At 71.7% G+C, this 26,872-nt stretch carries 28 protein-coding genes; 4 read left to right on the top strand and 24 right to left on the bottom strand.

The features are described from left to right. Positions 1-247 (top strand): hypothetical protein (locus BIU94_RS18005; RefSeq protein ID WP_217639494.1); only part of this gene is annotated, 247 nt, incomplete at its 5' end. A 49-nt stretch (positions 248-296) separates the two neighbouring features. On the opposite strand, the gene scpB is transcribed toward BIU94_RS18005, so the two are convergent. The 9 genes from scpB to BIU94_RS08950 all read right to left on the bottom strand — a co-directional run bounded on the left by scpB (position 297) and on the right by BIU94_RS08950 (position 7,432). Next, a complete protein-coding gene (scpB, locus tag BIU94_RS08990; RefSeq protein ID WP_254782879.1) occupies positions 297-974 on the bottom strand; it encodes an SMC-Scp complex subunit ScpB in 678 nt (225 codons plus the stop codon). Continuing rightward, the gene (locus BIU94_RS08985; RefSeq protein WP_071257719.1) at positions 964-1,767 is read right to left on the bottom strand and encodes a ScpA family protein; all 804 of its coding nucleotides are present in this window, start codon (positions 1,765-1,767) and stop codon (positions 964-966) included. The genes scpB and BIU94_RS08985 overlap by 11 nt, the downstream gene beginning before the upstream one ends. Then, a complete protein-coding gene (locus BIU94_RS08980; RefSeq protein ID WP_071257714.1) occupies positions 1,751-2,626 on the bottom strand; it encodes a ParA family protein in 876 nt (291 codons plus the stop codon). Before BIU94_RS08980 ends, BIU94_RS08985 begins: the two co-directional genes overlap by 17 nt. Before the next feature lie 163 nt (positions 2,627-2,789). Then, positions 2,790-3,605 (bottom strand): SseB family protein, encoded by an 816-nt coding sequence (locus BIU94_RS08975; protein ID WP_071257711.1) that lies wholly within the window; start codon positions 3,603-3,605, stop codon positions 2,790-2,792. Positions 3,606-3,609: 4 nt separating this feature from the next. Further along, complete coding sequence (gene priA, locus BIU94_RS08970; RefSeq protein ID WP_071257707.1) at positions 3,610-4,356, bottom strand: bifunctional 1-(5-phosphoribosyl)-5-((5-phosphoribosylamino)methylideneamino)imidazole-4-carboxamide isomerase/phosphoribosylanthranilate isomerase PriA; 747 nt, start codon at positions 4,354-4,356, stop codon at positions 3,610-3,612. Positions 4,357-4,473: 117 nt separating this feature from the next. Next, complete coding sequence (hisH, locus tag BIU94_RS08965) at positions 4,474-5,109, bottom strand: imidazole glycerol phosphate synthase subunit HisH (RefSeq protein ID WP_071257701.1); 636 nt, start codon at positions 5,107-5,109, stop codon at positions 4,474-4,476. Beyond that, positions 5,106-5,708, bottom strand: a complete 603-nt coding sequence (hisB, locus tag BIU94_RS08960; protein WP_071257700.1) for an imidazoleglycerol-phosphate dehydratase HisB — start codon at positions 5,706-5,708, stop codon at positions 5,106-5,108. The genes hisH and hisB overlap by 4 nt, the downstream gene beginning before the upstream one ends. Next, positions 5,705-6,811 (bottom strand): histidinol-phosphate transaminase, encoded by a 1,107-nt coding sequence (locus BIU94_RS08955; protein WP_071257828.1) that lies wholly within the window; start codon positions 6,809-6,811, stop codon positions 5,705-5,707. Before BIU94_RS08955 ends, hisB begins: the two co-directional genes overlap by 4 nt. A gap of 243 nt (positions 6,812-7,054) precedes the next feature. Continuing rightward, positions 7,055-7,432, bottom strand: a complete 378-nt coding sequence (locus BIU94_RS08950) for a LysM peptidoglycan-binding domain-containing protein (RefSeq protein WP_071257825.1) — start codon at positions 7,430-7,432, stop codon at positions 7,055-7,057. 235 nt (positions 7,433-7,667) lie between these two features. Here BIU94_RS08950 and lexA point away from each other — a divergent pair, with 235 nt between their 5' ends. Next, positions 7,668-8,312: a transcriptional repressor LexA gene (gene lexA, locus BIU94_RS08945; RefSeq protein ID WP_071257697.1), complete on the top strand. Its 645-nt coding sequence runs from the start codon at positions 7,668-7,670 to the stop codon at positions 8,310-8,312. A gap of 261 nt (positions 8,313-8,573) precedes the next feature. Here lexA and hflX read toward each other — a convergent pair whose 3' ends face one another. Next, complete coding sequence (hflX, locus tag BIU94_RS08940) at positions 8,574-10,112, bottom strand: GTPase HflX (protein ID WP_071257692.1); 1,539 nt, start codon at positions 10,110-10,112, stop codon at positions 8,574-8,576. Positions 10,113-10,173: 61 nt separating this feature from the next. Between hflX and BIU94_RS08935 the strand changes: the two genes are divergently transcribed. Further along, entirely contained in the window at positions 10,174-10,785 is a 612-nt protein-coding gene (locus tag BIU94_RS08935) for a class I SAM-dependent methyltransferase (protein ID WP_071257687.1), read from the top strand. Between the two features lie 204 nt (positions 10,786-10,989). Here BIU94_RS08935 and dapF read toward each other — a convergent pair whose 3' ends face one another. The 14 genes from dapF to BIU94_RS08865 form a co-directional block, all read right to left on the bottom strand. After that, the gene (dapF, locus tag BIU94_RS08930) at positions 10,990-11,880 is read right to left on the bottom strand and encodes a diaminopimelate epimerase (RefSeq protein ID WP_071257685.1); all 891 of its coding nucleotides are present in this window, start codon (positions 11,878-11,880) and stop codon (positions 10,990-10,992) included. Beyond that, positions 11,877-12,788 carry a tRNA (adenosine(37)-N6)-dimethylallyltransferase MiaA gene (gene miaA, locus BIU94_RS08925; protein WP_071257823.1) on the bottom strand — a complete coding sequence of 304 codons (912 nt, stop codon included), beginning with the start codon at positions 12,786-12,788 and terminating at the stop codon, positions 11,877-11,879. Before miaA ends, dapF begins: the two co-directional genes overlap by 4 nt. 79 nt (positions 12,789-12,867) lie before the next feature. Further along, a complete protein-coding gene (gene miaB / locus BIU94_RS08920) occupies positions 12,868-14,361 on the bottom strand; it encodes a tRNA (N6-isopentenyl adenosine(37)-C2)-methylthiotransferase MiaB (RefSeq protein WP_071257678.1) in 1,494 nt (497 codons plus the stop codon). Positions 14,362-14,387: 26 nt separating this feature from the next. Next, positions 14,388-15,266, bottom strand: a complete 879-nt coding sequence (locus BIU94_RS17065; protein WP_083404702.1) for a regulatory protein RecX — start codon at positions 15,264-15,266, stop codon at positions 14,388-14,390. Then, the gene (gene recA / locus BIU94_RS08910) at positions 15,263-16,327 is read right to left on the bottom strand and encodes a recombinase RecA (RefSeq protein WP_071257675.1); all 1,065 of its coding nucleotides are present in this window, start codon (positions 16,325-16,327) and stop codon (positions 15,263-15,265) included. The genes BIU94_RS17065 and recA overlap by 4 nt, the downstream gene beginning before the upstream one ends. Before the next feature lie 259 nt (positions 16,328-16,586). Then, entirely contained in the window at positions 16,587-16,811 is a 225-nt protein-coding gene (locus BIU94_RS08905; RefSeq protein WP_071257672.1) for a DUF3046 domain-containing protein, read from the bottom strand. Between the two features lie 85 nt (positions 16,812-16,896). Further along, positions 16,897-17,205, bottom strand: a complete 309-nt coding sequence (locus BIU94_RS08900) for a helix-turn-helix domain-containing protein (protein ID WP_027464765.1) — start codon at positions 17,203-17,205, stop codon at positions 16,897-16,899. Positions 17,206-17,359: 154 nt separating this feature from the next. Continuing rightward, complete coding sequence (locus BIU94_RS08895; RefSeq protein ID WP_254782877.1) at positions 17,360-17,905, bottom strand: CinA family protein; 546 nt, start codon at positions 17,903-17,905, stop codon at positions 17,360-17,362. Continuing rightward, positions 17,902-18,546 carry a CDP-diacylglycerol--glycerol-3-phosphate 3-phosphatidyltransferase gene (gene pgsA, locus BIU94_RS08890; RefSeq protein ID WP_071257812.1) on the bottom strand — a complete coding sequence of 215 codons (645 nt, stop codon included), beginning with the start codon at positions 18,544-18,546 and terminating at the stop codon, positions 17,902-17,904. Before pgsA ends, BIU94_RS08895 begins: the two co-directional genes overlap by 4 nt. 5 nt (positions 18,547-18,551) lie before the next feature. Next, the gene (locus tag BIU94_RS08885; RefSeq protein WP_071257665.1) at positions 18,552-21,491 is read right to left on the bottom strand and encodes a DNA translocase FtsK; all 2,940 of its coding nucleotides are present in this window, start codon (positions 21,489-21,491) and stop codon (positions 18,552-18,554) included. Between the two features lie 101 nt (positions 21,492-21,592). Then, positions 21,593-23,269: a ribonuclease J gene (locus tag BIU94_RS08880; RefSeq protein ID WP_071257662.1), complete on the bottom strand. Its 1,677-nt coding sequence runs from the start codon at positions 23,267-23,269 to the stop codon at positions 21,593-21,595. A gap of 49 nt (positions 23,270-23,318) precedes the next feature. Continuing rightward, on the bottom strand, positions 23,319-24,296 hold the full coding sequence (gene dapA, locus BIU94_RS08875; RefSeq protein ID WP_071257810.1) for a 4-hydroxy-tetrahydrodipicolinate synthase: 978 nt from the start codon (positions 24,294-24,296) through the stop codon (positions 23,319-23,321). A gap of 193 nt (positions 24,297-24,489) precedes the next feature. After that, positions 24,490-25,011: a dihydrofolate reductase gene (locus BIU94_RS08870; protein WP_071257657.1), complete on the bottom strand. Its 522-nt coding sequence runs from the start codon at positions 25,009-25,011 to the stop codon at positions 24,490-24,492. Continuing rightward, positions 25,011-25,841, bottom strand: coding sequence for a thymidylate synthase (locus BIU94_RS08865; protein ID WP_254784794.1), 831 nt, complete (start codon positions 25,839-25,841; stop codon positions 25,011-25,013). Before BIU94_RS08865 ends, BIU94_RS08870 begins: the two co-directional genes overlap by 1 nt. Before the next feature lie 38 nt (positions 25,842-25,879). Between BIU94_RS08865 and BIU94_RS08860 the strand changes: the two genes are divergently transcribed. Next, on the top strand, positions 25,880-26,800 hold the full coding sequence (locus BIU94_RS08860) for a TIGR01777 family oxidoreductase (RefSeq protein WP_071257655.1): 921 nt from the start codon (positions 25,880-25,882) through the stop codon (positions 26,798-26,800). The last annotated feature ends 72 nt before the right edge of the window (positions 26,801-26,872 follow it).

Genomic DNA, 26,872 nt, shown 5'->3' with positions numbered 1-26,872 from the left:
GCGGAGCCGAAGCCCCACGGTACCCACCACGGTCACCACCACCGGCACGGTCGTCACGACCCCGGTAGCCACCACGGTCGCCGCCGCGGTCGTCGCGCGACGGGTACCCGCCGCGACGGTCGTCGTCGCGCGGCGCGCGTGCGCCCCCGCGGTCGTCGCGACCGTACCCGCCGGAGCGGCCACCGGCGCCGGAGCCGGCCCCGCCGCGGCCGGCACCCGGACGCCCGGGGCGATCCGGGCCTCCTGAGCGTCCGTTGCGGTCGTCTCGGTCTCGGGGCGCGCCGCGCCCCCGGTCGTCAAACCCGGCCATCGGGGATCCCTTCGTTCTGCTCGAAGCCGTCCGCACCGTCGTCCAGGAGGGGCGAGATGAGCGGCAGCTCGTCGAGCGAGTTGATGCCGAGCTGCTGCAGGAGCAGATCGGACGTGACGTAGTTGATGGCGCCGGTCTCGGCGTCGGTGAACGACTCCTCGATGAGACCACGCGCGACCAGGGTGCGGACGACGCCGTCGACGTTGACGGCGCGGATGGACGCGATCTGCGAGCGGGTGATCGGCTGCTTGTAGGCGACCACGGCGAGCGTCTCGAGCGCGGCCTGCGACAGTCGCGACGGCCGTTCGGCCTCGACGAACTGCTCGACGACCGCGTCGAGGTCCTGGCGGACGTAGAAGCGCCAGCCGCCGCCGACCTCGCGGAGTTCGAAGCCGCGGCGGACCGTGCCGTCGACGCCGTCGAAGTCCGCGACGAGGCGCTCGACGGCCTGGCGGACCGCGGGGACGGGAGCACCGACGGCGGCCGCGAGCGCCACGAGCGACTGCGGCTCGTCGGCGATCATGAGGATCGCCTCGAGCTGGCGGTCGACCGGGATCGTCTGCGTGTCCGCCTCGTGCACCAGGTGCTCGATCGCGCGGGCGTCGGCGATCTCGTCGGCCCCGCCGGGTTCGGCGCTGGACGGGTCGTGCGCGTCATCCGTCATAGTCGGCTCCCAGGTTGGCGAGGCTCTCGTCGGACCAGTCCTCGGCGGTCCACCGGAGTGTCAGCTCCCCGAGCGGCTCGAGCTGCTCGAACGAGATCGACGCGTTCCGGTACAGCTCGAGGATCGCGAGGAAGCGAGCCACCACGATACCCGTCTCCAGCACGCCGGCGACCAGGTCGCGGAACGAGACGTCCTCGTCGGAGCGGGTGCGGAGGATCGAGACGACGATCGCGGCCTGCTCACGGATGCTGATGAGCGGCGCGTGCAGGTGGTCGAGCCCGACCGTGGGGATCTCCTTCGGCGCGAACGCCACCGCCGCCAAAGCCGCGAAGTCCTGGACGGACAGCGTCCAGACGAGTTCGGGCGTGCGGGCGCGGAAGCGCTCCTCGAGCCGGACGCTCCGCACGTGCCGGCGGGACTCGACGCCCCAGCGCTCCCCGAACCAGTCGGCCGCCTGCTTGAACGCGCGGTACTGCAGCAGGCGTGCGAACAGCAGGTCGCGGGCCTCGAGCAGGGCGACGTCCTCGGCGTCGACGAGCTCGCCCTGCGGCAGCAGCCCGACGATCTTCAGGTCGAGCAGGGTCGCGGCGACCACGAGGAACTCGCTCGCCTCGTCGAGTTCGTCGGCGGACTCGGCCTGCCGGACGTAGGCGATGAACTCACCCGTCACGGCGCCGAGGGAGACCTCGGTGATGTCCAGCTCGTGCTTCGTGATGAGCGAGAGCAGGAGGTCGAACGGCCCGTCGAAGTTGGCGAGCCGGACCCGGAACCCCGGCTCAGGCGACGGCGCCACGCTGGACGAGCTCTCGTGCGAGCTGCCGGTAGGCGTGTGCGGCCGCGTGGTCGGGAGCGGTCTGGGTGATGGGGCGCGCGGACACCGTGGCGTCGGGGAACCGGACGGTCCGGCCGATGACGGTGTCGAGCACCCGGTCGTCGAAGGTGTCGACGACGCGTTCCATGACCTCGCGGGAGTGCAGCGTGCGCGAGTCGTACATGGTCGCCAGGATGCCGTCGAGCGTCAGCGCCGGGTTGAGGCGGTCGCGCACCTTGTCGATCGTCTCGATGAGCAGGGCGACACCGCGGAGCGCGAAGAACTCGCACTCGAGCGGGATGAGCACCCCGTGCGCCGCCGTCAGCGCGTTGACGGTGAGCAGCCCGAGCGACGGCTGGCAGTCGACCAGGATGACGTCGTAGTCGTTCGCGACCTTGCGCAGCACGCTCGCCAGGATCTGCTCGCGCGCGACCTCGTTGACCAGGTGCACCTCGGCAGCGGACAGGTCGATGTTCGCGGGGATGACGTCGAGCCCGGGGGTGTTCGTCGGCTGGATGACCTGGTTCGGGTCCTTCACGGCGCCCATGAGCAGGTCGTAGACGGTGTGGATGTCGTGCGTGCGGACGCCGAGGCCCGCGGACAGCGCACCCTGCGGGTCGAAGTCGACGGCGAGGACCTTGCGGCCGTACTCGGCGAGCGCCGCGCCGAGGTTGATGGCGGTCGTGGTCTTGCCGACGCCGCCCTTCTGGTTGCAGAGCGCGATGATGCGGGCGGGTCCGGTGCTGTCGAGCTCCTCGGGCACGGGGAACTCGCGGACGGGACGCCCCGTCGGACCGTGGGTGGTCGCGCCGGTGGGGTTGGTCGTCGGGTTCGGGCTCACCCCGTCATCGTACCGGCGGCGGCCCCCCGACCGGGGTCGCACCGCCGCAGCAGCACAGGGCCGGGGCCAGGGCCGGGCCGGGGCTGCGTCGGGTCCCGGGCCGTGCCGCGGCCGTGTCCGCGGCGTCGCCGCGCCCCTGGCCCCGCGCTGCGGGGTCGGTGGATCAGGCGGCGCGGAGGGCGACCCGCATGCTGTCGACCCGCTCGGCGATGACGGCGTCGGTGGCCCACCGCTGCTGCAGCCGACCGACGAGCGCCGCGACCTGCTCGCGGTCGAGGCCGGGGTGCAGCGCGAGGCCGACCGTCAGCTCGGGTCCGGCGAAGCGACCGACCGGGTCGCCCGGCGCGAGTTCGACCCGCGCGACGCTCGGCTCCCCCTGCACCGACGCCGCGAACGCCTCCGCCACGTCGGGGTCCTCGAAGCAGGGCGTCCAGGGCAGGTCCTGCCCGAGCGCCCACACCGCGGGACGGCGCAGCACGAACTCGGTCGGCGACTTCGGGTCGAGCACGACGAGCTGGGTGTCCTCGCTCGCCGCGGCCATCGCCACCCGGCGGGACTCCACCGGGACGGGGCGGGCATCGGGGTCCCAGCGGTGCATGGCGTCGACCGACGTGAACGCCGGCATGACGCTGCGGCCGTCCGGCCCAGCGACCGTGACGATCGAGAGCTCCTGGGTCTTGTCGACGAGCGCGCCGGTCTCGGTCGTGCCGACGTCGCCGGCCTCGGCGATGAGCGGGATGAGCAAGCGGGCGGAGCGCAGGGCGTCGACGACCGCGCCCTGCGGGGCTCCCGTGGTCAGGGCGTCGATCGCCGCGACCAGGGCCGGGTCGGCGAGCCCGTCGTCGTCGGCGAACGCGGTGTCGTGGTGGTCGAACGTCCGGCCGGCCCAGGGGTGGCCCGCGGAGTCCGCCGCAGCTGCGACACCGGCGGTGTCGTCCGCGTCGGGCCCGGTGCCCCGTCCGTTCGAGATGCCCGCCACGCGGCTACTCCGCGGCGACGTCGAGCGCGGCCGGCAGCGTGAACGCCCCGGAGTAGAGCGCCTTGCCGATGATCGCGCCCTCGAGGCCGTGCGGCACGAGCGCGCGGAGCGCACGGAGGTCCTCGAGGGTCGAGATCCCGCCCGAGGCCACCACCGGCTTGTCGGTCCGGTCGCACACCTGCCGGAGCAGCTCCACGTTCGGGCCCTGCAGCGTGCCGTCCTTCGTGACGTCGGTCACCACGTAGCGGGCGCACCCGGCCGCCTCGAGGCGGTCGAGCACCTCCCACAGGTCGCCGGCGTCCTCGGTCCACCCGCGGCTCGCCAGGGTCGTGCCGCGCACGTCGAGGCCGACGGCGATCTGCTCGCCGTACTCGCCGATCACCCGAGCGGCCCACTCCGGGTCCTCGAGGGCGGCGGTCCCGAGGTTCACGCGCGCCGCACCCGTGGCGAGCGCCGCCTCGAGCGAGGCGTCGTCACGGATGCCGCCGGAGAGCTCGACCGCGACACCGTCGACCTCGCGGATCGCCTGCGCGACGAGGGCCCGGTTGTCGCCACGGCCGAAGGCCGCGTCGAGGTCCACGAGGTGGATCCACTCGGCGCCCTGCTCCCGCCAGGTCCGCGCCGCGGTGACCGGGTCGCCGTAGGACGTCTCGCTGCCGGCCTCGCCCTGGGTCAGGCGCACCGCCTGGCCGTCGACGACGTCGACGGCGGGCAGCAGGACGAGGGGCGGGGTGTCGGTGCGGTCGGTCATGGTCCTGTCGGTCTCGTCGTGGTGCTGGTGCGGTTCGGGTCGTGCGGTGGTCGGGGCGACGGCCGGGAGGCCCGGATCACGTCCGGCACGGACGCGTGCGTCCGTCGTCGGCCGGGTTCAGAGCGACTGCACCCAGTTGGTGAGCAGGCGGATGCCCGGCTCCCCGGACTTCTCGGGGTGGAACTGGGTCGCGGTGAGCGGACCGTTCTCGACGGCGGCGACGAAGCGCTGCCCGTGCTCGGCCCAGGTGAGCCGGGGCGCACGGAACGGGCCGTAGGCCTCGAGCGGGAAGTCGGTCACACCGTACGAGTGCACGAAGTAGAAGCGCTCGTCGTGCAGGCCGTCGAACAGGACGGAGTCCTCCGGTGCCTGCACGGTGTTCCAGCCCATGTGCGGCAGGACCTCGGCCTCGAGCTGCTCGACGGTGCCCGGCCACTGCCCGAGGCCCTCGACGTCGGCACCGCGTTCGATGCCGCGTGAGAACAGGACCTGCATGCCGACGCAGATGCCGAGCACCGGACGGCCACCGGCCAGACGGTGGTCGACGATCTCACCCCCGCGGACGCCCTCGAGCTGGTCGATCACGGCGGCGAACGCCCCGACGCCCGGCACGAGCAGCCCGTCCGCCTGCAGCGCCGCCTGCTTGTCGGCCGTCAGGGTCACGTCGGCGCCGGCGCGCTCGAGTGCCTTCGCGGCGGAGTGCACGTTCCCCGACCCGTAGTCGAGGACGACGACGTTCGGCCGCGCGCTCACAGTGCGCCCTTCGTGGAGGGGATGCCGACGACCCGCGGGTCGCGTTCGACGGCCTTGCGCATCGCACGGGCGAAGGCCTTGAACTCGGCCTCGGCGATGTGGTGGGGGTCGCGCCCCTCGACCACCCGCACGTGCACGGTGATGCCCGCGTTGACGGTGATCGCCTCGAACACGTGCCGGACCATCGACCCGGTGAAGTGCCCGCCGATGCGGTGGAACTCGAAGCCGGCCGGCTCGCCGGTGTGCACGAGGTACGGACGGCCGGACACGTCGACGACGGCCTGGGCCAGGGCCTCGTCGAGCGGCACGAGGGCGTCGCCGTAGCGGCCGATGCCGGACCGGTCGCCGAGCGCCTGCTTGATCGCCTGGCCGAGCACGATGCCGGTGTCCTCGACGGTGTGGTGCACGTCGATGTCGGTGTCACCGGTCGAGCGCACGCGCAGGTCGATGAGCGAGTGCTTGCTGAACGCCGTCAGCATGTGGTCGAAGAACGGCACGCTCGTCGAGATGTCCGAGGTACCGGTACCGTCCAGGTCGAGCTCGAGTTCGACACTCGACTCGCTCGTGCTGCGGCTGATCGAGGCGGTGCGGGCGGTCATGCGTCCACCCTAACCGGCGGCTGCACGGCGGCGACGCGGCGCATCGCGTCGAGGAAGGCGGTGGTCTCCTCGGCGGTCCCCGCACTCACGCGCAGGTGGTTCGGGATGCCGAGGTCGCGGACGATGACGTCCTGGTCGAGCAGCGCCTCGAAGGCGGCGTGCGGGTCCGCCACCCCGCCGAACAGCACGAAGTTCGACCACGTCTCGTAGGTCCGGTACCCCATGGCCTGCAGCTCGGTGACCATCCGGTCCCGCTGCTCCTTGATGTCGTCGACCATCGCCAGCATGGCGGGCGCGTGCCGCAGTGCGGCGACGGCCGCCGCCTGCGTCAGCGCGGACAGGTGGTACGGCAGGCGCACGAGCCGGAGGGCGTCGACGACCGCGGGGTCGGCGGCCAGGTACCCGACGCGCGCACCCGCGAACGCGAACGCCTTGCTCATGGTGCGCGACACGACGAGCCGCGGCCGCCCCGGCAGCAGGGACAGCGCCGACGGCGCGTCCGACGGCATGAACTCGGCGTAGGCCTCGTCCACCATCACGATGCCGTCGGTGGCGGCGTAGGCGGCCTCGATCGTCTCGATGGGCAGCGGGGTGCCGGTGGGGTTGTTCGGCCCGCACAGGAACACGATGTCCGGCTGGTGTGCCTCGATCGCGGCCACGACGGTCTCGGGCGAGGTGCGGAACTCGTCGTCACGCTGCGCCGGGATCCACCGCGTTCCGGTCCCTGCAGCGAGGATCGAGTGCATGGAGTACGTGGGCGGGAACCCGAGCACCGAGCGCCCCGGGCCGCCGAATGCCTGCAACAGCTGCTGGAGGACCTCGTTCGAGCCGTTCGCCGCCCAGAGCTGGTCCACCGTGAGGTCGTGCCCGAGATAGTCGGCCAACGACCGGCGCAGCTCGGTGAACTCACGGTCGGGGTAGCGGTTCACGGTGGCGAGGGCCTGCCGGATCGAGGCGAGGATGTCCTCGGCGACGGCGTCCGGCACCGGATGCGTGTTCTCGTTGACGTTGAGTTGGACGCGGACGTGCTTCTGCGGAGCGCCGTAGGGGCTCTGACCGCGGAGGTCGTCTCGGATCGGGAGGTCGTCCAGCGTGAATGCCACCGATCCATCGTAGGGCGCTCGACCGCCGACGGACCGTCTGCCCGGACGGCGGCGCTCGGCCGCCGACGGACCGTCCGCCCCGACGGCGACGATCGGCCGTCGACGGGACGGACCGTCCACCCCGACAGCCGCGCTCGGCCATCAACGGGCCGTCATCTGAGACGGCGGCGCCCCGCCGTCAACGGGTCGCCCTCTGGGACCGCGTCGCCGGACAGTCCGCCGGGAAGGCGGAGGGACCGCCGACTACTCGCCGGTTGCGTACTTGGTCGGGATGGCGATCTGCTCGCCGGCCTGCAGCTCGGAGCCGTCGAGCGCATTGAGGCTCACGACGTCCTGCACGAAGTCACGGGGGTCGGCGTTCGGAGCGGTCTGCTCGGCGAGCTGCCACAGCGTCTCCCCCGGCTCGACCGTCACGGTGGCGAAGTCGGCGTGGTTGCCGCCGGAAGCCGAGTCTCCGGCGGACGCCTGCCCGCCGTTCAGCATCGCGAGGGCGACGCCGACCAGGAGTGGGACCGCGGCGAGCGTGGTGAAGACGACACGGCCCCGGCGGGTGAGCCGCAGGCGCGTCCGCACGGCGGGAGTCGCGGTGCGCTGGGTGTCAGCGATGGCGATGGTGCTCATGTCGGTGGTGCCTTCCCGTTCGGTCAACCGAAGTCGTGTACCGAACATAGTTTCGAACCGGAGGTCACACAAGCCCTGGGAGAGGATTTGTGGGGGATTTTCTTGCGACACGCTCGAACAGGTGTTTGTCCGGCTTGGACCAGTCGGATACTGTTTCGAGCGACTGGGACAAGTCAAGCGGGGACCACCGACATTCCCGCCACGACCGCTCCGGCACCGACGAAAGCGAGACGACGTGGTGGACGAACTGCGGGGCCAGAAGCCGCTGACCGCGAAGCAGCAGGCGATCCTCGACGCGATCCGAGCGTCGATCGCCTCGCGCGGTTACCCGCCGAGCATGCGGGAGATCGGTGACGCGGCCGGGCTGTCCTCGCTGTCGAGCGTCTCGCACCAGCTCGGGCAGCTCGAGCTCGGCGGCTGGATCCGACGCGACCCGAACCGCCCCCGGGCACTCGAGGTCCTGGTCGACGAGCCGTCGTCCGACGCAGACTCCCCCGACGTCGACGCCACGACCCTCGTGCCGCTCGTCGGTCGGATCGCCGCCGGTGTGCCGATCACCGCCGAGCAGCACGTCGACGAGATCGTGCCGCTGCCGCGTCAGCTCGTGGGCACCGGTGACCTCTTCATGCTCAAGGTCGTGGGCGAGTCGATGATCGACGCCGCGATCTGCGACGGCGACTGGGTGGTCGTCCGCGCGCAGCAGACGGCCGACAACGGCGACATCGTCGCGGCGATGCTCGACGAAGAGGCCACCGTCAAGGTCTTCCGCCAGCGCGACGGGCACACCTGGCTGCTGCCGCGGAACTCGGCGTTCGAGCCGATCCTCGGGGACGCCGCGTCCGTGCTCGGCAAGGTGGTGGCGGTCCTCCGCTCCATCTGAGCCGGCAGGTCCCCGGCTGGCCGGGCCTCGCAGCGGCCGACCGCCTCGTCGCGTCGGTGATGTCCGCACGCCGTCGACCGGTCGGGCGGAACCAGGTTCCGGACACCACACCGCGCTCTCCGACGGCGCCGTGGCCTGAACCGGCTCCCTCAGCGAGGAACCCGGCGCCGACGCACCGACGCGACGCGCCACGGGACACCGCGCGGCGGACCGCCGGACGCGCCCCGTGCCTCCCGGCCGGAGCGCGTCAGCGGACGCAGGTCAGGACGCGACCGGCGTGACCACGTAGGGGTCGAGCTCGGCGACCTGCCGCTGGAAGACGCGCACCCGCAGGCGGGTGCCGTCCTCGACGTAGTCGACCGTCTCGACGGAACCCGCGTCGTGCAGCGAGGACACCAGGTCCCCGCGGTCGTACGGCACGACGACGGTGAGCTCGACGTCGGGTTCGGGCAGCCGGTCCTCGATGACGCGGAGGAGCTCGGCGACGCCCTCGCCGGTTCGAGCCGACACGAAGACCGCGTCCGGGACGAGCCCGACGAGCACCAGACGCTGGGCGTCGTCGATCAGGTCCGCCTTGTTGAAGACGACGACCTCGGGGATGTCACGGGCACCCACCTCGCCGATGACCTCGCGGACGGTCGCCAACTGCGCGCCCGGGTCGGGGTGGGAGCCGTCCACGACGTGCACGATGACGTCGGCGTCGCCGACCTCCTCGAGCGTGGAGCGGAAGGCCTCGACCAGCTGGTGCGGCAGGTTCCGCACGAAGCCGACGGTGTCGACGAACGTGAACTCCCGGCCCTTGGCGCTCTCGGTCCGACGCACGGTGGCGTCCAGCGTCGCGAACAGCTGGTTCTGCACGAGCACACCGGCGCTCGTCAGCCGGTTCAGGAGCGAGGACTTGCCGGCGTTCGTGTAGCCGGCGATCGCGACGCTCGGTACCTCGTTGCGGTTGCGCTCGGCACGCTTGGCCTCGCGGGCCGGGGTGAAGCCGGCGATCTGCCGTCGGAGCTTCGCCATCCGCGTGTGGATCTTGCGGCGGTCGAGCTCCATCTTCGTCTCACCGGGGCCGCGCGAGCCCATGCCCGCACCGCCGGAGACCTGGCCACCGGCCTGCCGGGACATCGACTCACCCCAACCACGCAGTCGCGGCAGCAGGTACTGCAGCTGGGCGAGCTCGACCTGGGCCTTGCCCTCGCGGGTCTTCGCGTGCTGACTGAAGATGTCGAGGATCACGGCCGTGCGGTCGATGACCTTCACCTTCACGACGTCCTCGAGCGCACGGCGCTGCGAGGGGGCGAGTTCGGTGTCGGCGATGACCGTGTCGGCGCCGGTGGCCTTGACCACCATCGCGAGTTCCTGGGCCTTGCCCTTGCCGAGGTAGGTGGCCGGGTCCGGGTTCGGTCGGCGCTGCAGGAGCCCGTCGAGCACCACGGCGCCCGCGGTCTCGGCCAATGCCGCGAGTTCGCGGAGGGAGTTCTCGGCGTCCGAGGCATCGCCCTGGGGGTACACGCCGATGAGGACGACCTGCTCGAGCCGCAGCTGGCGGTACTCGACCTCGGTGACGTCCTCGAGTTCGGTGGAGAGGCCGGCGACGCGGCGCAGGGCCGCCCGGTCCTCGCGGTCGTACTGGTCGCCGTCGCCGTCCCACCCGCGGTCGTCGACCGATCGGGTCTGGATCGCCTGGGCGGGGGCGAAGATGGACGATGCTGCGCGGTGGTCGGCGTTGCGCAACACCCGTTCGACGACACCGTCTGCGCTGTCGTCGTTGGTCTGGTGGTTCTGCTGATGGGTATCCGTCATCCTGTCCACAGGGTACCTCCGGCGCCCCGTTGACACACGGGGTTCCCGGTACGGTTCTTCCATGGCGAACGACCACTACTTCTCCGCGAACCCCTCGTCGGACACCCGCGAACGCCAGATCGACGTCACCCTGGCCGGCCGGCCGCTCACACTGACCACCGCGGCCGGGGTCTTCAGCCCCGACGGCGTCGACCGGGGCACGCGTGTGTTGCTCGGCTCGGTGCCGTCGCCCGCCCCTGACGGGGCCCTGCTCGACATCGGCTGCGGGTGGGGGCCGATCGCGATCACGATGGCGCTCGAGTCGCCCGAGGCGCAGGTGTGGGGCGTCGACGTCAACGAACGGGTGCTCGGGCTCGCGCGGGCGAACGCCACCGCAGCCGGGCTGACGAACGTGACCGTCGCGGCACCGGGCGACGTGCCCGACGACCTGCGCTTCCGGACGATCTGGTCGAACCCGCCGATCCGCGTCGGCAAGGACGAGCTGCACCAGATCCTGCTGACGTGGCTGCCCCGGCTCGAGGTCGGGGGCGACGCCTGGCTCGTCGTGTCGAAGGACCTCGGGGGCGACTCGCTGCAGAAGTGGCTCGTCGGCGCGCTCGGCTCGGGGTACTCGGTCACCCGGGAGTCGACGGCGAAGGGCTTCCGAGTCATCCGGGTGCAGCGCAGCGCGTAGGGCGCGCCGGTGCGCGTGCGCGCGGCGCGTGCGCCGCTCGCGCCCGCTGCGGCGCGGCGCTCAGGGCGCGCGCGGGGAGCGGCAGGCGCTTTGTGAGCAGAAAACGTCGGATCACCGCAGCGCACTCGACCATTTCTGCTCACCAAGCGCGCCGTGCCACCGCGCCGCCCGACCCCCGCCCGCCCGCGGCGCCGCGCCCCCGCGTCAGACCGTCAGGTCCCCCGAGAACACCAGCTCGGCCGGCCCCGACAGCGAGACGTGCTCGCCGTCCTCCGCCGCGAACATCCGCACGGTGACGACGCCACCCGGCACCCGTACCCGCCAGGTGTCCGGCGCACCGGAACCGACCCAGTACCGGGTCGCGAGCGCGGCCGCCACGGCGCCGGTCCCGCACGAGAGGGTCTCGCCGCTCCCCCGCTCGTGCACCCGCATCGTGATCTCGCCGACGCCGTCGTTGATGAGCGGGTCGCCCGGCAGCACGAACTCGACGTTGGCTCCGTGCTCGGGTGCCGGGTCGAGCACGGGCAGGAAGGTCAGGTCGAGGTCGGCGAGCTCGTCCTCGGTGGCGACGGCGACCACCACGTGCGGGTTGCCCACGTCGATGCCGATGCCCGGACGCGCGCCGTCGAGGTTCTTCGCCCGCACGAGCACGTCGTCGGCACCGCCGCCCTCGATGCCGAGGCCCCACCGGCCGAGGTCGGCGGCGAAGCCGTTGGTGGTGCGCTGGATGTCGACGAGGCCCTTCCGGCTGCCGACGGTCAGCGTGTCGCCGGGCGCGAGCTCGACGAGCCCGGACTCGGTCAGGTACCGCGCGAACACGCGAATGCCGTTGCCGCACATCTCGGCGACCGTGCCGTCGGCGTTGTGGTAGTCCATGAACCAGGTCGCGGCGGGCTCGACGGCCACCAGGGCGCGTCCCTCGGGGATCGACTCGGACCGCACCGCCCGGATGACGCCGTCGCCGCCCACGCCGAACCGTCGGTCGGCGATCGCGCGGATCCGCTCCGGGGTCAGGTCGACGGTCGCGTCGGGGTCGGCGAACAGGACGAAGTCGTTACCGGTCCCCTGGCCCTTGGTGAAGTGCAGCTCGGTCACGGCACGATCCTACGGGCCAGTTCCGTCAGGTCCCCGTGGTCCGCCCCGGTGACGTCGAGCGTCTCGGCCTCGGCGTACCGCCGGAACCACGACACCTGCCGCCGGGCGTACTTGCGCGTGGCGACGCCCGTGGCCTCGACCGCCTGGTCGACGGTCGCATCGCCTCGCAGGACGTCGAGCGCCTGCGAGTACCCGATTGCGGCACGGGCCGTCCGCCCCTGCTCGAGGCCCTGCCCCCGCAGCGCAGCGACCTCGTCCACCAGGCCGGCGGCGAACATCCGCGCCGCCCGCGCGTGCAGCGCGGTGACGAGCTGCTCGCGTTCCCGACGCAGGTGCAGGATCCGGGCGGGCCGCCAGGCGCGGGGCGCGGACGGGAGGCTCGGGGTCACGACCTCGGACCGGCTCGCGATCTCGAGTGCCCGGATCAACCGCCGGGGGTTGCGGGCGTCGATCGTCGCCGCGGCGGCCGGGTCGAGGGAGCGAAGCCGCTCGAGCAGCACGCCGGGCCCCTGCTCGTCGTGCTCGCGCTCGAGCCGTGCCCGCAGCGCCGCGTCCGTGCCGGGGAACGCGAGGTCGAACAGCACCGCGGAGACGTAGAGCCCGCTGCCCCCGACGAGCACGGCGACGCCGCCGTCCGCCTGGATCCGCTCGACGTCGGCGCGGGCGGCCGTCTGGTACGCGGCGACGCTCGCCTCGTCGGTGACGTCGAGCACGTCGAGTTGGTGGTGCGGGATGCCGTGCCGCTCGTCGAGCGACAGCTTCGCGGTGCCGATGTCCAGGCCGCGGTACAGCTGCATGGCGTCGGCGTTGACGATCTCGGCGTTCCGTCCGGCGGCACGCAAGCGCTCGGCGATCGCGATCCCGAGGTCGGACTTGCCCGTCCCCGTCGCACCGACGACCGCGATCAGGTCGGCATCGCTCGCGGCGCGGGGGTCCTCGTGGTCCGGGACCGGGCCGCGCCCGAGGTCGTCCGGTCCGACGGGGACGTCAGCGCCCGACACGGAGCGTGGGCAGCCCGAGCGACACCGGACGCGGTCCGTCGCCGGGCGCTGCCGGGGTCGGTACGCCGCAGCTCTCGGCCTCAGCACGGTCCCAGGCGTCGCCGGCGCGGGTGCGACGGATGCGCAGCGGGGCGTCCCCGTCGGCGATGAGGAAGTGCGGCGCGGCACGGGTGATCGTCACCGACACGACGTCGCCGGGACGCGGCACGTCGGACCCGTCCGGCACGGCGAAGTGCACGAGCCGGGAGTCCTCGGCTCGACCGGAGAGGCGACGGGTCGAGTCGTCCTTCTTGCCCTCGCCCGTGGCGACGAGCACCTCGACGGTGCGGCCGACCTGGCGGGCGTTCTCCTCTGCCGTGATGCGCTCCTGCAGGGCGACGAGCCGCTCGTAGCGTTCCTGCACGACCTGCTTCGGCAGCTGGTCGTCCATCGTCGCCGCGGGCGTGCCCGGGCGGATCGAGTACTGGAACGTGAAGGCGCTCGCGAACCGCGCCTGCTCGACGACCCGCAGGGTGTCCTGGAAGTCGGCCTCGGTCTCGCCGGGGAAGCCGACGATGATGTCCGTCGAGATCGCCGCGTGCGGGATCTTCGCGCGCACCCGGTCGAGGATGCCGAGGAACCGCTCGCTCCGGTAGCTCCGACGCATCGCCTTGAGCACGCGGTCGGAGCCGGACTGCAGGGGCATGTGCAGCTGGGGCATGACGTTCGGCGTCTCGGCCATGGCGTCGATGACGTCGTCGGTGAACGCCGCCGGGTGCGGACTCGTGAAGCGGACGCGCTCGAGCCCTTCGATCGTGCCGGCCGCCCGCAGCAGCTTGCCGAACGCCTGCCGGTCGCCGAACTCGACGCCGTACGAGTTGACGTTCTGCCCGAGCAGGGTGACCTCGATCGCCCCGTCGTCGACCAGGGCCTGGATCTCGGCCAGGACGTCGCCCGGGCGGCGGTCCTTCTCCTTCCCGCGCAGCGACGGCACGATGCAGAAGGTGCAGGTGTTGTTGCAGCCGACCGAGATCGACACCCAGCCGCTGTGCGTCGAATCGCGCTTGGTGGGCAGCGTCGACGGGAAGACGTCGAGCGCCTCGAGGATCTCGATCTGCGCCTCGTCGTTGTGCCGTGCGCGCTCGAGCAGCGTCGGCAGCGAGCCCATGTTGTGCGTCCCGAAGACGACGTCGACCCACGGCGCCTTCTCGAGGATGACGTTCTTGTCCTTCTGCGCCAGGCACCCGCCGACGGCGATCTGCATGCCCGGGTGCTCGCGCTTGATCCCCGCGAGCTGCCCGAGGTTGCCGTACAACCGGTTGTCCGCGTTCTCCCGCACCGCACAGGTGTTGATGACGACGACGTCGGCCTGATCGCCGTCCGCCGCGACGTACCCGGCGGACTGGAGCGACCCGCTCAACCGCTCCGAGTCGTGCACGTTCATCTGGCACCCGTAGGTGCGGACTTCGTAGGTGCGGGGGCGCGCTGCGACGGTGGCCATGGTCGTCCCAGTGTAGGTCGGCCGGACTACTCGAACCGCACGGTCCCGCGGCCCGGCTGCGGGCGTCGGCCGCCGCCGTCGAGGGCACGTTCGACCACGATCCGGACGACACCGGAGCTGTAGCCCTTGCGCATGAGGAACCCGGACAACCGTCGTTCGGCCGTCGCCCGGTCGAGGCCGCGCATCTGCGGAGCACGCTTGTCGGCGAGCTCCTGTGCGCGGAGGAACTCGTCGTCCTCGTCGTCGGCGGCCTGCTCGAGCGCAGTGTCGATCGCGACCTGGTCGATGCCCCGTCGACGGAGCTCCGTGACCACACCCTGCCGTCCGAGACCCTTGCGGTCGTGCAGCCGGTCCACCAGGTCCGTGGCGAGTGCGACGTCGTCGAGCAGACCGACGCCGGTCAGGCGTGCGATCTCGTGCTCGACCACGTCGGGGTCGAGGTCCTGCTGGGTGAGCAGGGTCCGCATCTCCGACTCACTGACGCCCTTGCGGCCGAGCGCCCGCATGCTGACGCGTTCGGCGTCGGCTCGCTGCTCGTCGATGGGTCGGGGCACGTCGGCCGGGTCGAGTTCCTCGCCCCCGGCGATCGAGAACACCGACGCGGTCGTGGCGTCCGCCGTCTCGTCGTCGTAGCCGTCGAGCTCGGCCCGCGCACTGCGACCCGAGCCGTCGCCGATCACCGGCGACACCCACTCGGCCTGCGCGCGTGCTCCACCGATGGGGAGCGGCACGGGCGTGTCCGCGTCGGCCCGGTCGTCCGCACCGGCCGGGTCGTCGGCGCCCGGTTCGGCTCCGATGGCGGCCGGCGTGTGCGGCGGTGACGCCGCAGGGGTCCGGCGACGGGACCTCGCACCGAACAGGTCGGTGACCGGTGCGAGGCCCTCGTCGTCGCGGTCGGTGCTCACGCGCCCTTGCGCTCCGCGAGCTTCGGCGCGATGGACTCGACCGCTGCGTCACTGTCGGCCTTGGCCCCACCGACGCCGAGCTTGGCGAGGATCTTGCCCTCGATCTCGGCGGCGATCTCGGGGTTCTGGATCAGGAACGAACGCGAGTTCTCCTTGCCCTGCCCGAGCTGGTCGCCGTCGTAGGTGTACCAGGCGCCGGACTTCTTGACGATGCCGTGGTCGACACCGAAGTCGAGCAGCGAGCCCTCGCGCGAGATGCCCACGCCGTACAGGATGTCGAACTCCGCCTGCTTGAAGGGCGGCGCCATCTTGTTCTTGACGACCTTGACGCGCGTGCGGTTGCCGACGGCGTCGGTGCCGCTCTTCAGCGTCTCGATGCGGCGGATGTCCAGGCGGACGGACGCGTAGAACTTGAGCGCCTTACCACCGGAGGTGGTCTCCGGGGAGCCGAAGAACACACCGATCTTCTCGCGCAGCTGGTTGATGAAGATCATCGTGGTCTGCGTCTGGTTCAGCCCACCGGCGAGCTTGCGCAGCGCCTGGGACATGAGGCGGGCCTGCAGACCGACGTGGGAGTCGCCCATCTCGCCCTCGATCTCGGCGCGCGGAACCAGCGCTGCGACGGAGTCGATCACGATGAGGTCGATGGAGCCGGAGCGGACCAGCATGTCCGCGATCTCGAGCGCCTGCTCGGCGGTGTCGGGCTGCGACACGAGCAGTGCGTCGATGTCGACACCGAGCTTCTTGGCGTACTCGGGGTCGAGCGCGTGCTCGGCGTCGATGAAGGCCGCGATGCCGCCGGCACGCTGGGCGTTGGCGATGGCGTGGATGGTCAGCGTGGTCTTACCCGAGGACTCCGGGCCGTAGATCTCGACGATGCGGCCACGGGGCAGGCCGCCGATGCCGAGCGCGACGTCGAGCGCCACCGACCCGGTCTGGATGACGTTGACGGGGGCGCGTTCGTCCGAACCGAGGCGCATGATCGCACCCTTGCCGAACTGCCTGTCGATCTGGGCGAGGGCGGTCTCGAGGGCCTTCTCGCGGTCTGCCGGTGATGGCATGGGGTGCTCCTTCGTGCTCGTGTTCGGCCGCCTGTAGGCTGTCGCGTCCACGTCGGCCGGTGGTGCAAGGCCGATGGTTCTGCGACAAGGCTTCGGGCTGTTCCCGATGTCCATCAACCTATGGCCGGCCACCGACATCACTGCCGACGGTCACGCGATCTGTGGATGGAACACCTGGGCGACGCCGCTGTGCAGGAACGTAGCACCGATCGAACACGCGTTCGAGCAACACGCCGAACGGATGTTCGGTCAGGATCGATCAGTCGTGGGGTTCCGCGAGGCCCTTGCCGTGCCGCCGCTCCATCGGGACGTCCTGCGAGTCGCAGAGCGCGTCCCACACGCGTCGGGCGTCGACCCCGGCGCGGAGCGCGTCGACGGCGGAGCGCCCGCCGAGCTCCTCGAGCACGACGTCCCGGGTGACCACGGACCCGTACGCGTCCCCGAACACCTGCTCGACGGCTCGCCAGAACTCACTCACACGCATCCGTCAAGCCTAGGCGCGCCCGCCGACGCCCGGACGCAGAACGCCCCCGCCGGCGGGGCCGGTGGGGGCGTTCGGTGCGGTGCGGTCAGCGGACCGCGAGGTCGTTGTCGAACTCGGCGACGAGGTCGTCCGGGAGCGTGTCGGGGACGGGGGTGAGTCCCTCGACGATCGCGAGGCGGTCGCCCACCTCGCGCATGATCGTGGAGATGGGAGTGTCCAGCGCGTCCGCGACGGACGCGAGGATCTCCGAGCTGGCCTCTTTCTGACCACGCTCGACCTCACTGAGGTACCCGAGGGCAACGCTGGCCTTGGACGCGACCTGTCGGAGGGTCCGGCCCTTCTGCAAGCGGAAGTCCCGAAGCACATCGCCGATTTCCTGACGAACGAGAACCATGAGAACTCCTCCTTCCTGTCGTCTCCGCGCCCGCTCGATCCGGTGGATCGAGTTCGGGTTCAGCAACAGTAGCGTTGCCGGTTCGAGCATGCTAACCAGGCTGGCTGCCGTCCTGCTGGAGATTGCGTGAGATGTAACCCGGTGGAAACGGGACCTATTCCCGGCCCCGGACCTCGGACGACATCCGTGTCAGGAGTTCGGAGACGGTCGCCGTGCGGATTGCCCCGCGGTCCCCGTCGAGGTGGAGTTCCCAGGCGGTGGCGGAGCCGGCGGTCGCGATCCCGATGAACACCGTGCCGACGGCCTTGCCGTCCTGCGGGTCGGGCCCCGCGACCCCGGTCGTGCTGATCCCCCACGTGGCGGGTTCGCCGTCGACACTGAGCGCGGTGCGCACCCCGGCCGCCATCTGGCGCGCGACCTCCGGGTCGACGGCACCGTTGGCCGCCAGCAGCTCGGCCGAGACCCCGAGCACGGTGTGCTTCACGGGGGTCGCGTAGGCCACGACTCCCCCGCGCACGACGGCGCTCGCCCCCGGTACGCCGACGAGCGTCGAGACGACGAGTCCGCCGGTGAGCGACTCCGCCACGGCGACCGTCGCACCGCGACCGGTCAGGTCGGCGACGAGCTGCCGCGCGATCGCCTCGAGCGATCCCTGCTGGTCGGGAGGCACGACACCCGTCACCCCGTCGGCCTGCGTCACGCGGTGGTCCGGTTGTGCTTCCACGCCTGGTACAGGTAATCGATGCCGCTCAGGACCGTCGCGAGCAGGGCGGCGGTCATGAGGATGCCGTTGACCCAGTGCGCCCAGTCCCCGGCGAGGTTCCACCACGGGAACAGCGCCGCCGTCAGCGCCACGGCCTGCAGCACGGTCTTGATCTTCCCGCCGCGGCTGGCCGGGATCACCCGGTCGGACAGCACCGCGAACCGGAAGACCGTGATGCCGATCTCGCGCACCATGATGAGGACGGTCACGTACCAGGGCAGTTCGTGCAGGATCGACAGCGCGACGAGGGCCCCGCCGATGAGCACCTTGTCGGCGATCGGGTCGACGAGCTTGCCGAAGTCGGTGACGAGGTCCTGACGCCGGGCGATGATCCCGTCGGCGCTGTCGGTGACGATGGCCACGACGAACACCACGGCGGCCCAGATGCGCAGGGATCCGTCGGCGCCGCCGTCGGTGAGCAGCAGCACGAAGAACAGCGGTGCCATGAGGATGCGCACCACGGTGATGATGTTCGCGACGTTCGCCGTCGAGGCGGGACCGGGCCCCTTGCGGAGCAGTCGCCCGCGCCAGGGGAACTTCGCGCCGTGTGTCGTGTCCGTGCCGTCCGAGGCGGTCATCGCCTTCACTCCCTGCCCGTCAGTCCCCACGCGTCCTCATCGGGCTCGTCGTGCACTTCATCGTACCCGCGGGTCATGTCGCCCACGGGGTCGGCGCCGTAGCGGTCGCCGTCGTCGCTCGGTCCGGGCACGGGGGCCGCGGGCGCCGCGGCAGCGGGCGGCTCCTCGCCGCGGAGCTTCGCGAGGACCGCGGGCAGCTGGTCCGCGGTGACGAGGACGTCGCGCGCCTTCGACCCCTCGGACGGCCCGACGATGTCGCGGGACTCCATCAGGTCCATGAGGCGCCCGGCCTTCGCGAAGCCGACGCGGAGCTTGCGCTGCAGCATCGACGTCGAGCCGAACTGGGTGGAGACGACCTGCTCCACGGCCGCGAGCAGCAGCTCGAGGTCGTCGCCGATGTCGGCGTCGATCTCCTTGCGCTCGACGACCGCCTGGACGTCCTGTCGGTACTCGGGTTGGGCCTGCCGGGTGACGTGCTGGACGACCTCGGCGACCTCGCCCTCGTGCACCCAGGCGCCCTGCACGCGCAGGGACTTCGACGACCCCATCGGCAGGAACAGCGCGTCGCCCTGGCCGATGAGCTTGTCGGCGCCGGGCTGATCGAGGATGACCCGCGAGTCCGTGACGCTCGTCACCGCGAACGCGATGCGCGACGGCACGTTCGCCTTGATGAGACCGGTGATGACGTCGACCGAGGGGCGCTGCGTCGCGAGCACGAGGTGGATGCCGGCCGCGCGGGCCAGCTGGGTGATGCGGACGATCGACTCCTCGACGTCGCGCGGGGCGACGAGCATGAGGTCGGCGAGCTCGTCGACCACGACGAGCAGGTACGGGTACGGCTTGAGCTTCCGCTCGCTGCCGGCGGGCAGGACGATCTCGTTGTCCTCGATCGCCTTGTTGAAGTCGTCGACGTGACGGAACCCGAACGACGCCAGGTCGTCGTACCGCATGTCCATCTCCTTCACGACCCACTGCAGCGCCTCGGCTGCCTTCTTCGGGTTCGTGATGATGGGCGTGATGAGGTGCGGGACACCGGCGTAGATCGACAGCTCGACGCGCTTCGGGTCGACCAGGACCATGCGGACCTCGGACGGCTTCGCGCGCATGAGCAGCGAGGTGATCATCGAGTTGATGAACACGGACTTGCCGGAACCGGTGGAACCGGCGACGAGCAGGTGGGGCATCTTCGCCAGGTTCGCGACGACGAAGCCGCCCTCGACGTCCTTGCCGACGCCGATCGTCATCGGGTGCTTCGACTTGCGCGCGGCGTTCGAGCGCAGCACGTCGCCGAGGGACACGATCTCGCGGTCGGTGTTCGGGATCTCGACGCCGATCGCGCTCTTGCCCGGGATCGGCGACAGGATGCGGACCTCGTTCGACGCCACCGCGTACGACAGGTTCTTCGACAGCGCCGTGACGCGCTCGACCTTGACGCCCGGGCCGAGCTCGATCTCGTAGCGGGTGACCGTCGGCCCGCGGGAGAACCCGGTGACCTTCGCGTCGACCTTGAACTCGGTGAGCACGCCCGTGATCGCGGCGACGATGTCGTCGTTCGCCTGGCTGCGCGCCACGGACGGGGTGCCCGAGCTCAGGGTGGTGGCGGCCGGCAGGCGGTACGGCTTCGACGGGTCGTCGTCGGACGCCGCGGCGGAGAGCTCGGCCGGTTCGTCGGTCGGCTCGTCGAGCGGCTTCTCGATGGCCTCGGGCACCGCCGGGCGGATCGCGGCCGTCGGCTCCGGGCGCGCGGGCACGTCGGTGCCGAAGTCGCGCAGGGCCTGTTCGGCGTCCTGCAGGTCCTGCTCGACGGAGTCGTTGAGGTTCACCGAAGCGGGCTCGGCGGGGGTGAGGTCGACCAGCCCGGCTGCGGCGCCGGCGTTCGGGCTGACGGACGGCGCGGCCGCGGCCGGAGCGGGGGCTGCGGCAGGTGCGGGTGCGGGGGCGGCGGCGGGTGCCGACGCTGCGACACCGGTCGCTGCCGGGGGCAGCACGGGGCTGTCGTAGGCCGGGTCCTCTTCGCGCCCGGACTTGTTCCGGCGCCACCAGGGCACCGTCTCGCCGCCCTCGCCGTCGCCGTCGGCCTCGGCGGCGGGCTGCTCGTCCGCGAAACCGAGGTCGTCGAACAGCTGGAAGTCGGTGTCGCCCTTCTTGCCGCGCTTCGTCGCCCGCGCCCGGGGAGCGGGCGCCTCGGCGACCTCGGCCTCGGGTTCGGCGGCCGGAGCCGGCGCCCCGAACAGGTACGCGTACAGCTCGTGCAGACGACGACCGGTCTTGTTCGGCGGGGTCTTCGTGATGATGAACAGGGAGAGCACGAGCAGCAGGACGGCCACCGGCACCGCGACCCACGCGGTCGCGATCGCCACGAGCCAGCCGATGACGACCCAGCCGAGCACGCCGCCGGCGGCGGCCAGGGCGGGCATGCCGTCCGCCGCGCTCGGCTGCCCGCCGAAGACGTGGCAGAGCGATGCGATCGAGACGAGCAGCAGGCCGAGCCCGATGCCGATCCGCGTGTTGTCGTGCACCGACGCGGGGTGCCGGAACAACCACCCAGCGAACACGACCATGATGACCGGCAGCGCGAACGCCAACCGGCCGAACAGGCCGCCGAACGTGTAGGCGTCGAGCGCGATCGAGACGTCGTTCGTCGGGTTGAGCCACTCGACCACGGCCCCGGCGATCGCGAGCACGAACAGCAGGAACGGGAACCCGTCACGCCGCTGGTCCTTCTCCAACGTCTCCTTGCCGAGCAGGCGGAACATCGCCCCGACGCCGTGTGCCATGGCGAGCCAGGCGGTCACGAGCGGGTTCTGCTCGCGGAAGACCGGGGACGGTGCGGCCTGCGGCAGCTTCTTCGTCGTGGCCTGGGTGCGCGACGAACCGCGCGTCCCGTTGCCACGGGACGACGTGGACGCGCGCGAGCGCGTGGTCGACTTGGTGCCTCCGGCCATGGGCAGGAGCCTAATCCCCACCCGGGACAAAGCGAGGAAGGCCCGCCGCAGCGTCCTGACGGACGCTGGACGGGCCTCCCGGCCGATCGCGACGGACCGCGCTACGCCTCGATGACCACCGGGACGATCATCGGACGGCGGCGGTGCTTCGTGTTCACCCAGCGGCCGACGGTGCGACGGACGACCTGCGCGAACGCGTGCGAGTCGCGCGTGCCGTTGGCGGCCGCTTCGGACAGCGCCTTGGCGATCTGCGGGCGGACGTCGTCGAAGACGGCGTCGGTCTCGGCGAAGCCGCGCGACTGGATCTCCGGGCCGACCACGCACTGGCCGGTGGTGAAGTCCACCGCGGCGAAGATCGAGATGAAGCCCTCCTCCGCCAGGACACGGCGGTCCTTGAGGTCGGCGTCGGTGATCTCGCCGACGGTGGAGCCGTCGACGTAGACGTAGCCGATGTCGAGCTGGCCGGCGACGGTCGCGACGCCGTCCTTCAGGTCGACGACGATGCCGTCCTGCCCGAGGATCACGTTGCGCGGCGGCACACCCGTCTGGATCGCCAGGTCGGCGTTCGCGTACAGGTGGCGGTGCTCGCCGTGCACGGGGAGCACGTTGCGCGGGCGCAGGATGTTGTAGCAGTAGAGCAGCTCGCCGGCGGAGGCGTGTCCGGAGACGTGCACCTTCGCGTTGCCCTTGTGCACGACCTTCGCGCCGAGCTTGGTGAGCCCGTCGATGACGCGGTACACGGCGTTCTCGTTGCCCGGGATGAGGCTCGACGCGAGGATGACGGTGTCGCCCTCGCCGATCTCGATCTGGTGCTCGAGGTTTGCCATGCGCGCCAGGACGGCCATCGGCTCGCCCTGCGACCCGGTCGACATGTAGACGATCTGGTCGTCGGGGACGTTCTTCGCCTTCTTCGTGTCGATGAGCACGTTCTCCGGCACGCGCAGGTACCCGAGCTCGGCGGCGATCGTCATGTTGCGGATCATCGACCGGCCCATGAACGCGACCTTGCGGTTCGCGGCCGCGGCGGCGTCGAGGACCTGCTGCACGCGGTGCACGTGCGACGAGAAGCTCGCCACGACGACCTTCTTGCGGGCGCGCGTGATGATGTTCTCGAGCACCGGGCCGATGTCGCGCTCCGGGGCGGTGAAGCCCGGCACGTCGGCGTTGGTGGAGTCCGGCAGGAACAGGTCGACGCCCTGCTCGCCGAGCCGCGCGAAGGCACGGAGGTCGGTGATCCGGTCGTCCAGCGGGAGCTGGTCCATCTTGAAGTCGCCCGTGTGCAGGACGCGACCGGCGGGGGTCGTGATCGCGACGGCCAGGGCGTCCGGGATGGAGTGGTTCACGGCCACGAACTCGAGGTGGAACGGACCCATCTGCTCGGTCTGGTCCTCCTGCACGACGAGCGTGTAGGGCTTGATCCGGTGTTCCTTGAGCTTGGCCTCGACGAGGGCGAGGGTCAGCGTGGAGCCGATCAGCGGGATGTCGTCACGCAGCTTGAGCAGGTACGGGACGGCGCCGATGTGGTCCTCGTGGCCGTGCGTGAGCACGACGCCGAGCACGTCGTCCAGGCGGTCCCGGATCGGCGCGAAGTCGGGGAGGATGAGGTCGACACCGGGCTGGTGCTCCTCGGGGAACAGCACGCCGGCGTCGACGATGAGCAGCTTGCCCTCGTACTCGTAGACGGTCATGTTGCGACCGATCTCGCCGAGACCCCCGATGGGGATCACGCGGAGGGTGCCGTTCTCGAGCGGCTGCGGTGTGGAGACTTGTGTGGGCATTCGGTCCTACGGATTCAGGCGACGCGCGTGCTGCGCGCCGCGGTGTTCGCTAGCGGGTGGTGCCTGGCACCTTTGGCAGTGCGCCACCGGCCGCAGCGTTGCGGTCGGGGCGGAAGTTCGAGAAGTCGGCACCGGGCACGTCGCGCACGGCTTCGAGCGAGGTCTCGATGGCGTACGCCTCGGAGTCCTCGGGGCCGACGAGCGGCAGTCGGACGCGCGGGCTGCCGATGCGGCCGAGCCCGTGCAGGATGTACTTCGCCGCCACGGTACCGGGCACGTGCGTCATCACGGCGCGGACGAGCGGCTCGACACGCTTGTGCTCGGCCGTCGCCGTCGCCAGGTCGCCGGCGTTCACGGCGTCGACGATCGTGCGGTACGGCCGGCTCGTGATGTTCGCCGTCACACCGATCAGACCCGTCGCGCCGATGGACAGGTGCGGGAGCACGTTCGTGTCGTCGCCGGAGAAGTACATGAGGTCGGTGTTGTTGAGCACGCGGGACACCTCGGCGAAGTCGCCCTTGGCGTCCTTCACCGCGAGGATGTTCGGGTGCTTCGAGGCACGCACGATCGTCTCGTACGTGATCGGGATGCCCGTGCGGCCGGGGATGTCGTACAGGATCACCGGCAGGTCGGTGGCGTCCGCGATCATCCGGAAGTGGGTCAGCACGCCCGCCTGGGTCGGCTTGTTGTAGTACGGCGTGACGATCATGACGCCGTCGGCGCCGGCCCGCTCGCTCTGCTTGTACAGGTGGATCGCGTGCGCGGTCTCGTTCGAGCCACCGCCCGTGATGATCTTCGCGCGGCCCGCGGCGACGGACTTGCCGACCTCGACCAGCCGGAGCTTCTCCGGGTCGGTCAGCGTGCTCGTCTCACCGGTCGTCCCGGTGACGACGATGCCGTCGGCACCGGCGCTGATGCAGTCGTCGATGTGCTGCTCGACGCCGGGCCAGTCGACCTCGCCGTCCGCGGTGAACGGGGTCACGAGGGCGACGAGGACCTGACCGAAGGGATTCTCACGCGGGGACACGGGCACCAGCGTACCGGGGTCGGGCGCGAAGGCCGCCGTCCGGGTGGACGGTCCCCGCTCCGGGAGGCGCGGCTCGCCCCCGCCCCGCCGGTTCCCCGGTCGGGAACCAGGTTCCGGACACAGCACCACGGAAACGCGCGGTGTGGTGTCCGGAACCTGGTTCCGCCGACGGCCGCGCGCGGCGCGGCGTGCGCTACGCGCGGCGGCGCCACTCCAGGAAACGGAAGCGCGTGCCGTCGACGCGGGACTCCTGCCACGGGCCCTCGTCGACGAGCGACCAGCCGGCGGCCCCGTCGAGCGACGGCGCGACGGTGTCGCCCGGCACGTCCACGTCGATGACGGTCTCCGAGACCCGGTCGGCCAGGTCGAGCGCCGCCGCGTAGACCTGGCCGCCGCCGATGACCCACACCGAGCCGCCGGGGCCGCCCGAGCCGCCGGGGCCGTCGAGCGCCGCGCGCAGGTCGTGCACGACCTCGGCGCCCTCGGCCCGCCACGAGGGGTCCCGCGTCAGCACGACGTTGCGGCGTCCTGGCAGCGGCCGGAACCGCGACGGCAGGGACTCCCACGTGCGGCGCCCCATCACCACGGTCGCGTCGCCCGTGACCTGCCGGAAGTGCGCGAGGTCCTCGGGGACGTGCCAGGGCATCCCGCCGTCCGCGCCGATCACGCCGGCGGTGGACCGCGCCCAGACCATGCCGACCCGGTCGGCTGCCATCAGACGGCGACCGCGGCCGAGATCGACGGGTGGTGGTGGTAGCCGACGACGGTGAAGTCCTCGTACTCGTAGTCGTCGATCGAGTCGCGCGGGGCGAGCTCGAGCGTCGGGAGCGCGTACGCGGTGCGGGACAGCTGCTCCTCGACCTGCTCGACGTGGTTGTCGTAGACGTGGCAGTCGCCACCGGTCCACACGAAGTCGCCGACCTCGAGTCCGGTCTGCGCGGCGATCATGTGCGTGAGCAGCGCGTACGAGGCGATGTTGAACGGCACCCCGAGGAACATGTCCGCACTGCGCTGGTAGAGCTGGCACGACAGCTTGCCGTCGACCACGTAGAACTGGAAGAACGCGTGGCAGGGGGCGAGCGCCATGTCCGGCACGTCCGCGACGTTCCACGCGGACACGATGAGTCGGCGGCTGTCCGGGTTCGTGCGGATCTGGTCGATGACCTGGGCGATCTGGTCGACGTGCTCCCCCGACGGCGTCGGCCACGAGCGCCACTGCACGCCGTAGACCGGCCCGAGGTCGCCGTCGGCGTCGGCCCACTCGTTCCAGATGCGGACGCCGTGCTCCTGCAGCCAGGTGGCGTTGCCGTCGCCGCGCAGGAACCACAGGAGCTCGTAGGCGATCGACTTGAAGTGCACCCGCTTCGTGGTGACGAGCGGGAAGCCCTGCGACAGGTCGTAGCGGAGCTGGGCGCCGAACAGACTGCGGGTGCCGGTACCGGTGCGGTCGCCCTTCGGGGTGCCCTCGGTCAGGACGCGGCGGAGCAGGTCCTCGTAGGGCGTCGGCACGGTGGGGTCGGGCTGCACGGTCTCGCTGTCGCTCACACACAGAAGACTACGTCGGCGTGAGTAGCGTTGCGGGCATGGCAGACACGGCGGCAGCACCGCTCTCGATCCTCGTCGCCGGCGCTTCCGGCTTCATCGGCACCCCGCTCGTGCACGCGCTGCGCGAGGCGGGCCACGACGTGACGACGCTCGTCCGGCGCGAGCCCCGCACCGCGGCCGAGTTCCGGTGGGCGCCCGGACGGCGGCCGCTCGACCCCGCGGTGCTCGACGGCGCCGACGTCGTCATCAACCTGGCCGGGGCGAACATCGGCAAGCTGCCCTGGACGGACGCGTACCGCGACGAGATCCGCCGGTCGCGGGTCGACGCCACGGACACCCTGGTCGAGGCGATGCGCCACGCGGCCGTCCCGCCGGCGCTGTTCCTGTCCGGTTCGGCCTCGGGTGTGTACGGCGACCGCCCCGCCGACGTCCTGCACGACGACGCGGCCCCCGGCACCGGCTTCCTCGCCGACGTCTGCACCGCGTGGGAGGCCGCCGCGAACGCCGCCCCCGACGGCGTCCGCGTGGTCACCCTGCGCACCGGCATCGTCGTCGGCCAGGGCGGCGGCGCGCTCGCACCGCTCGTCCCCCTGACGAAGGCCGGCCTGGGCGGTCGGCTCGGCACCGGTGGACAGTTCTGGCCCTGGATCGCCCTCGAGGACGAGGTCGGCGCGATCGTGCACCTCGCGACGAGCCCCGCGGCCGCCGGGGTCACCGGACCGGTCAACCTCGCCGGCCCGGACGCCGCCGTCGCCGACCGCCTGACGAAGCGCGTCGCCGAGGACCTGCACCGCCCGTACCTGTTCCACGTCCCCGCCTTCGCCCTGCGGTTCGCGCTCCGCGACGCCGCGGACGACATGCTCCTGTCGAGCCAGCAGATGGTGCCGACGAAGCTGCTCGACTCCGGCTACGCGTTCCGGTACGCGCGCGCCGAGGACGCCGTCGACGCCGCCTTCTGACGGCCGGGAGGCCCGCCCCGCGTCCCCCGCGCGGCCCCGCTGACCGGGTCGGTCGGCTCCACTGCACCGCTC

The sequence above is a fragment of the Curtobacterium sp. MMLR14_006 genome, from assembly GCF_001864985.1.
In the GTDB taxonomy this organism is placed as follows: Bacteria; Actinomycetota; Actinomycetes; order Actinomycetales; family Microbacteriaceae; genus Curtobacterium.
The sequence above is the reverse complement of the archived record's forward strand: the minus strand, read 5'-3'. Positions and strand labels throughout refer to the sequence as shown.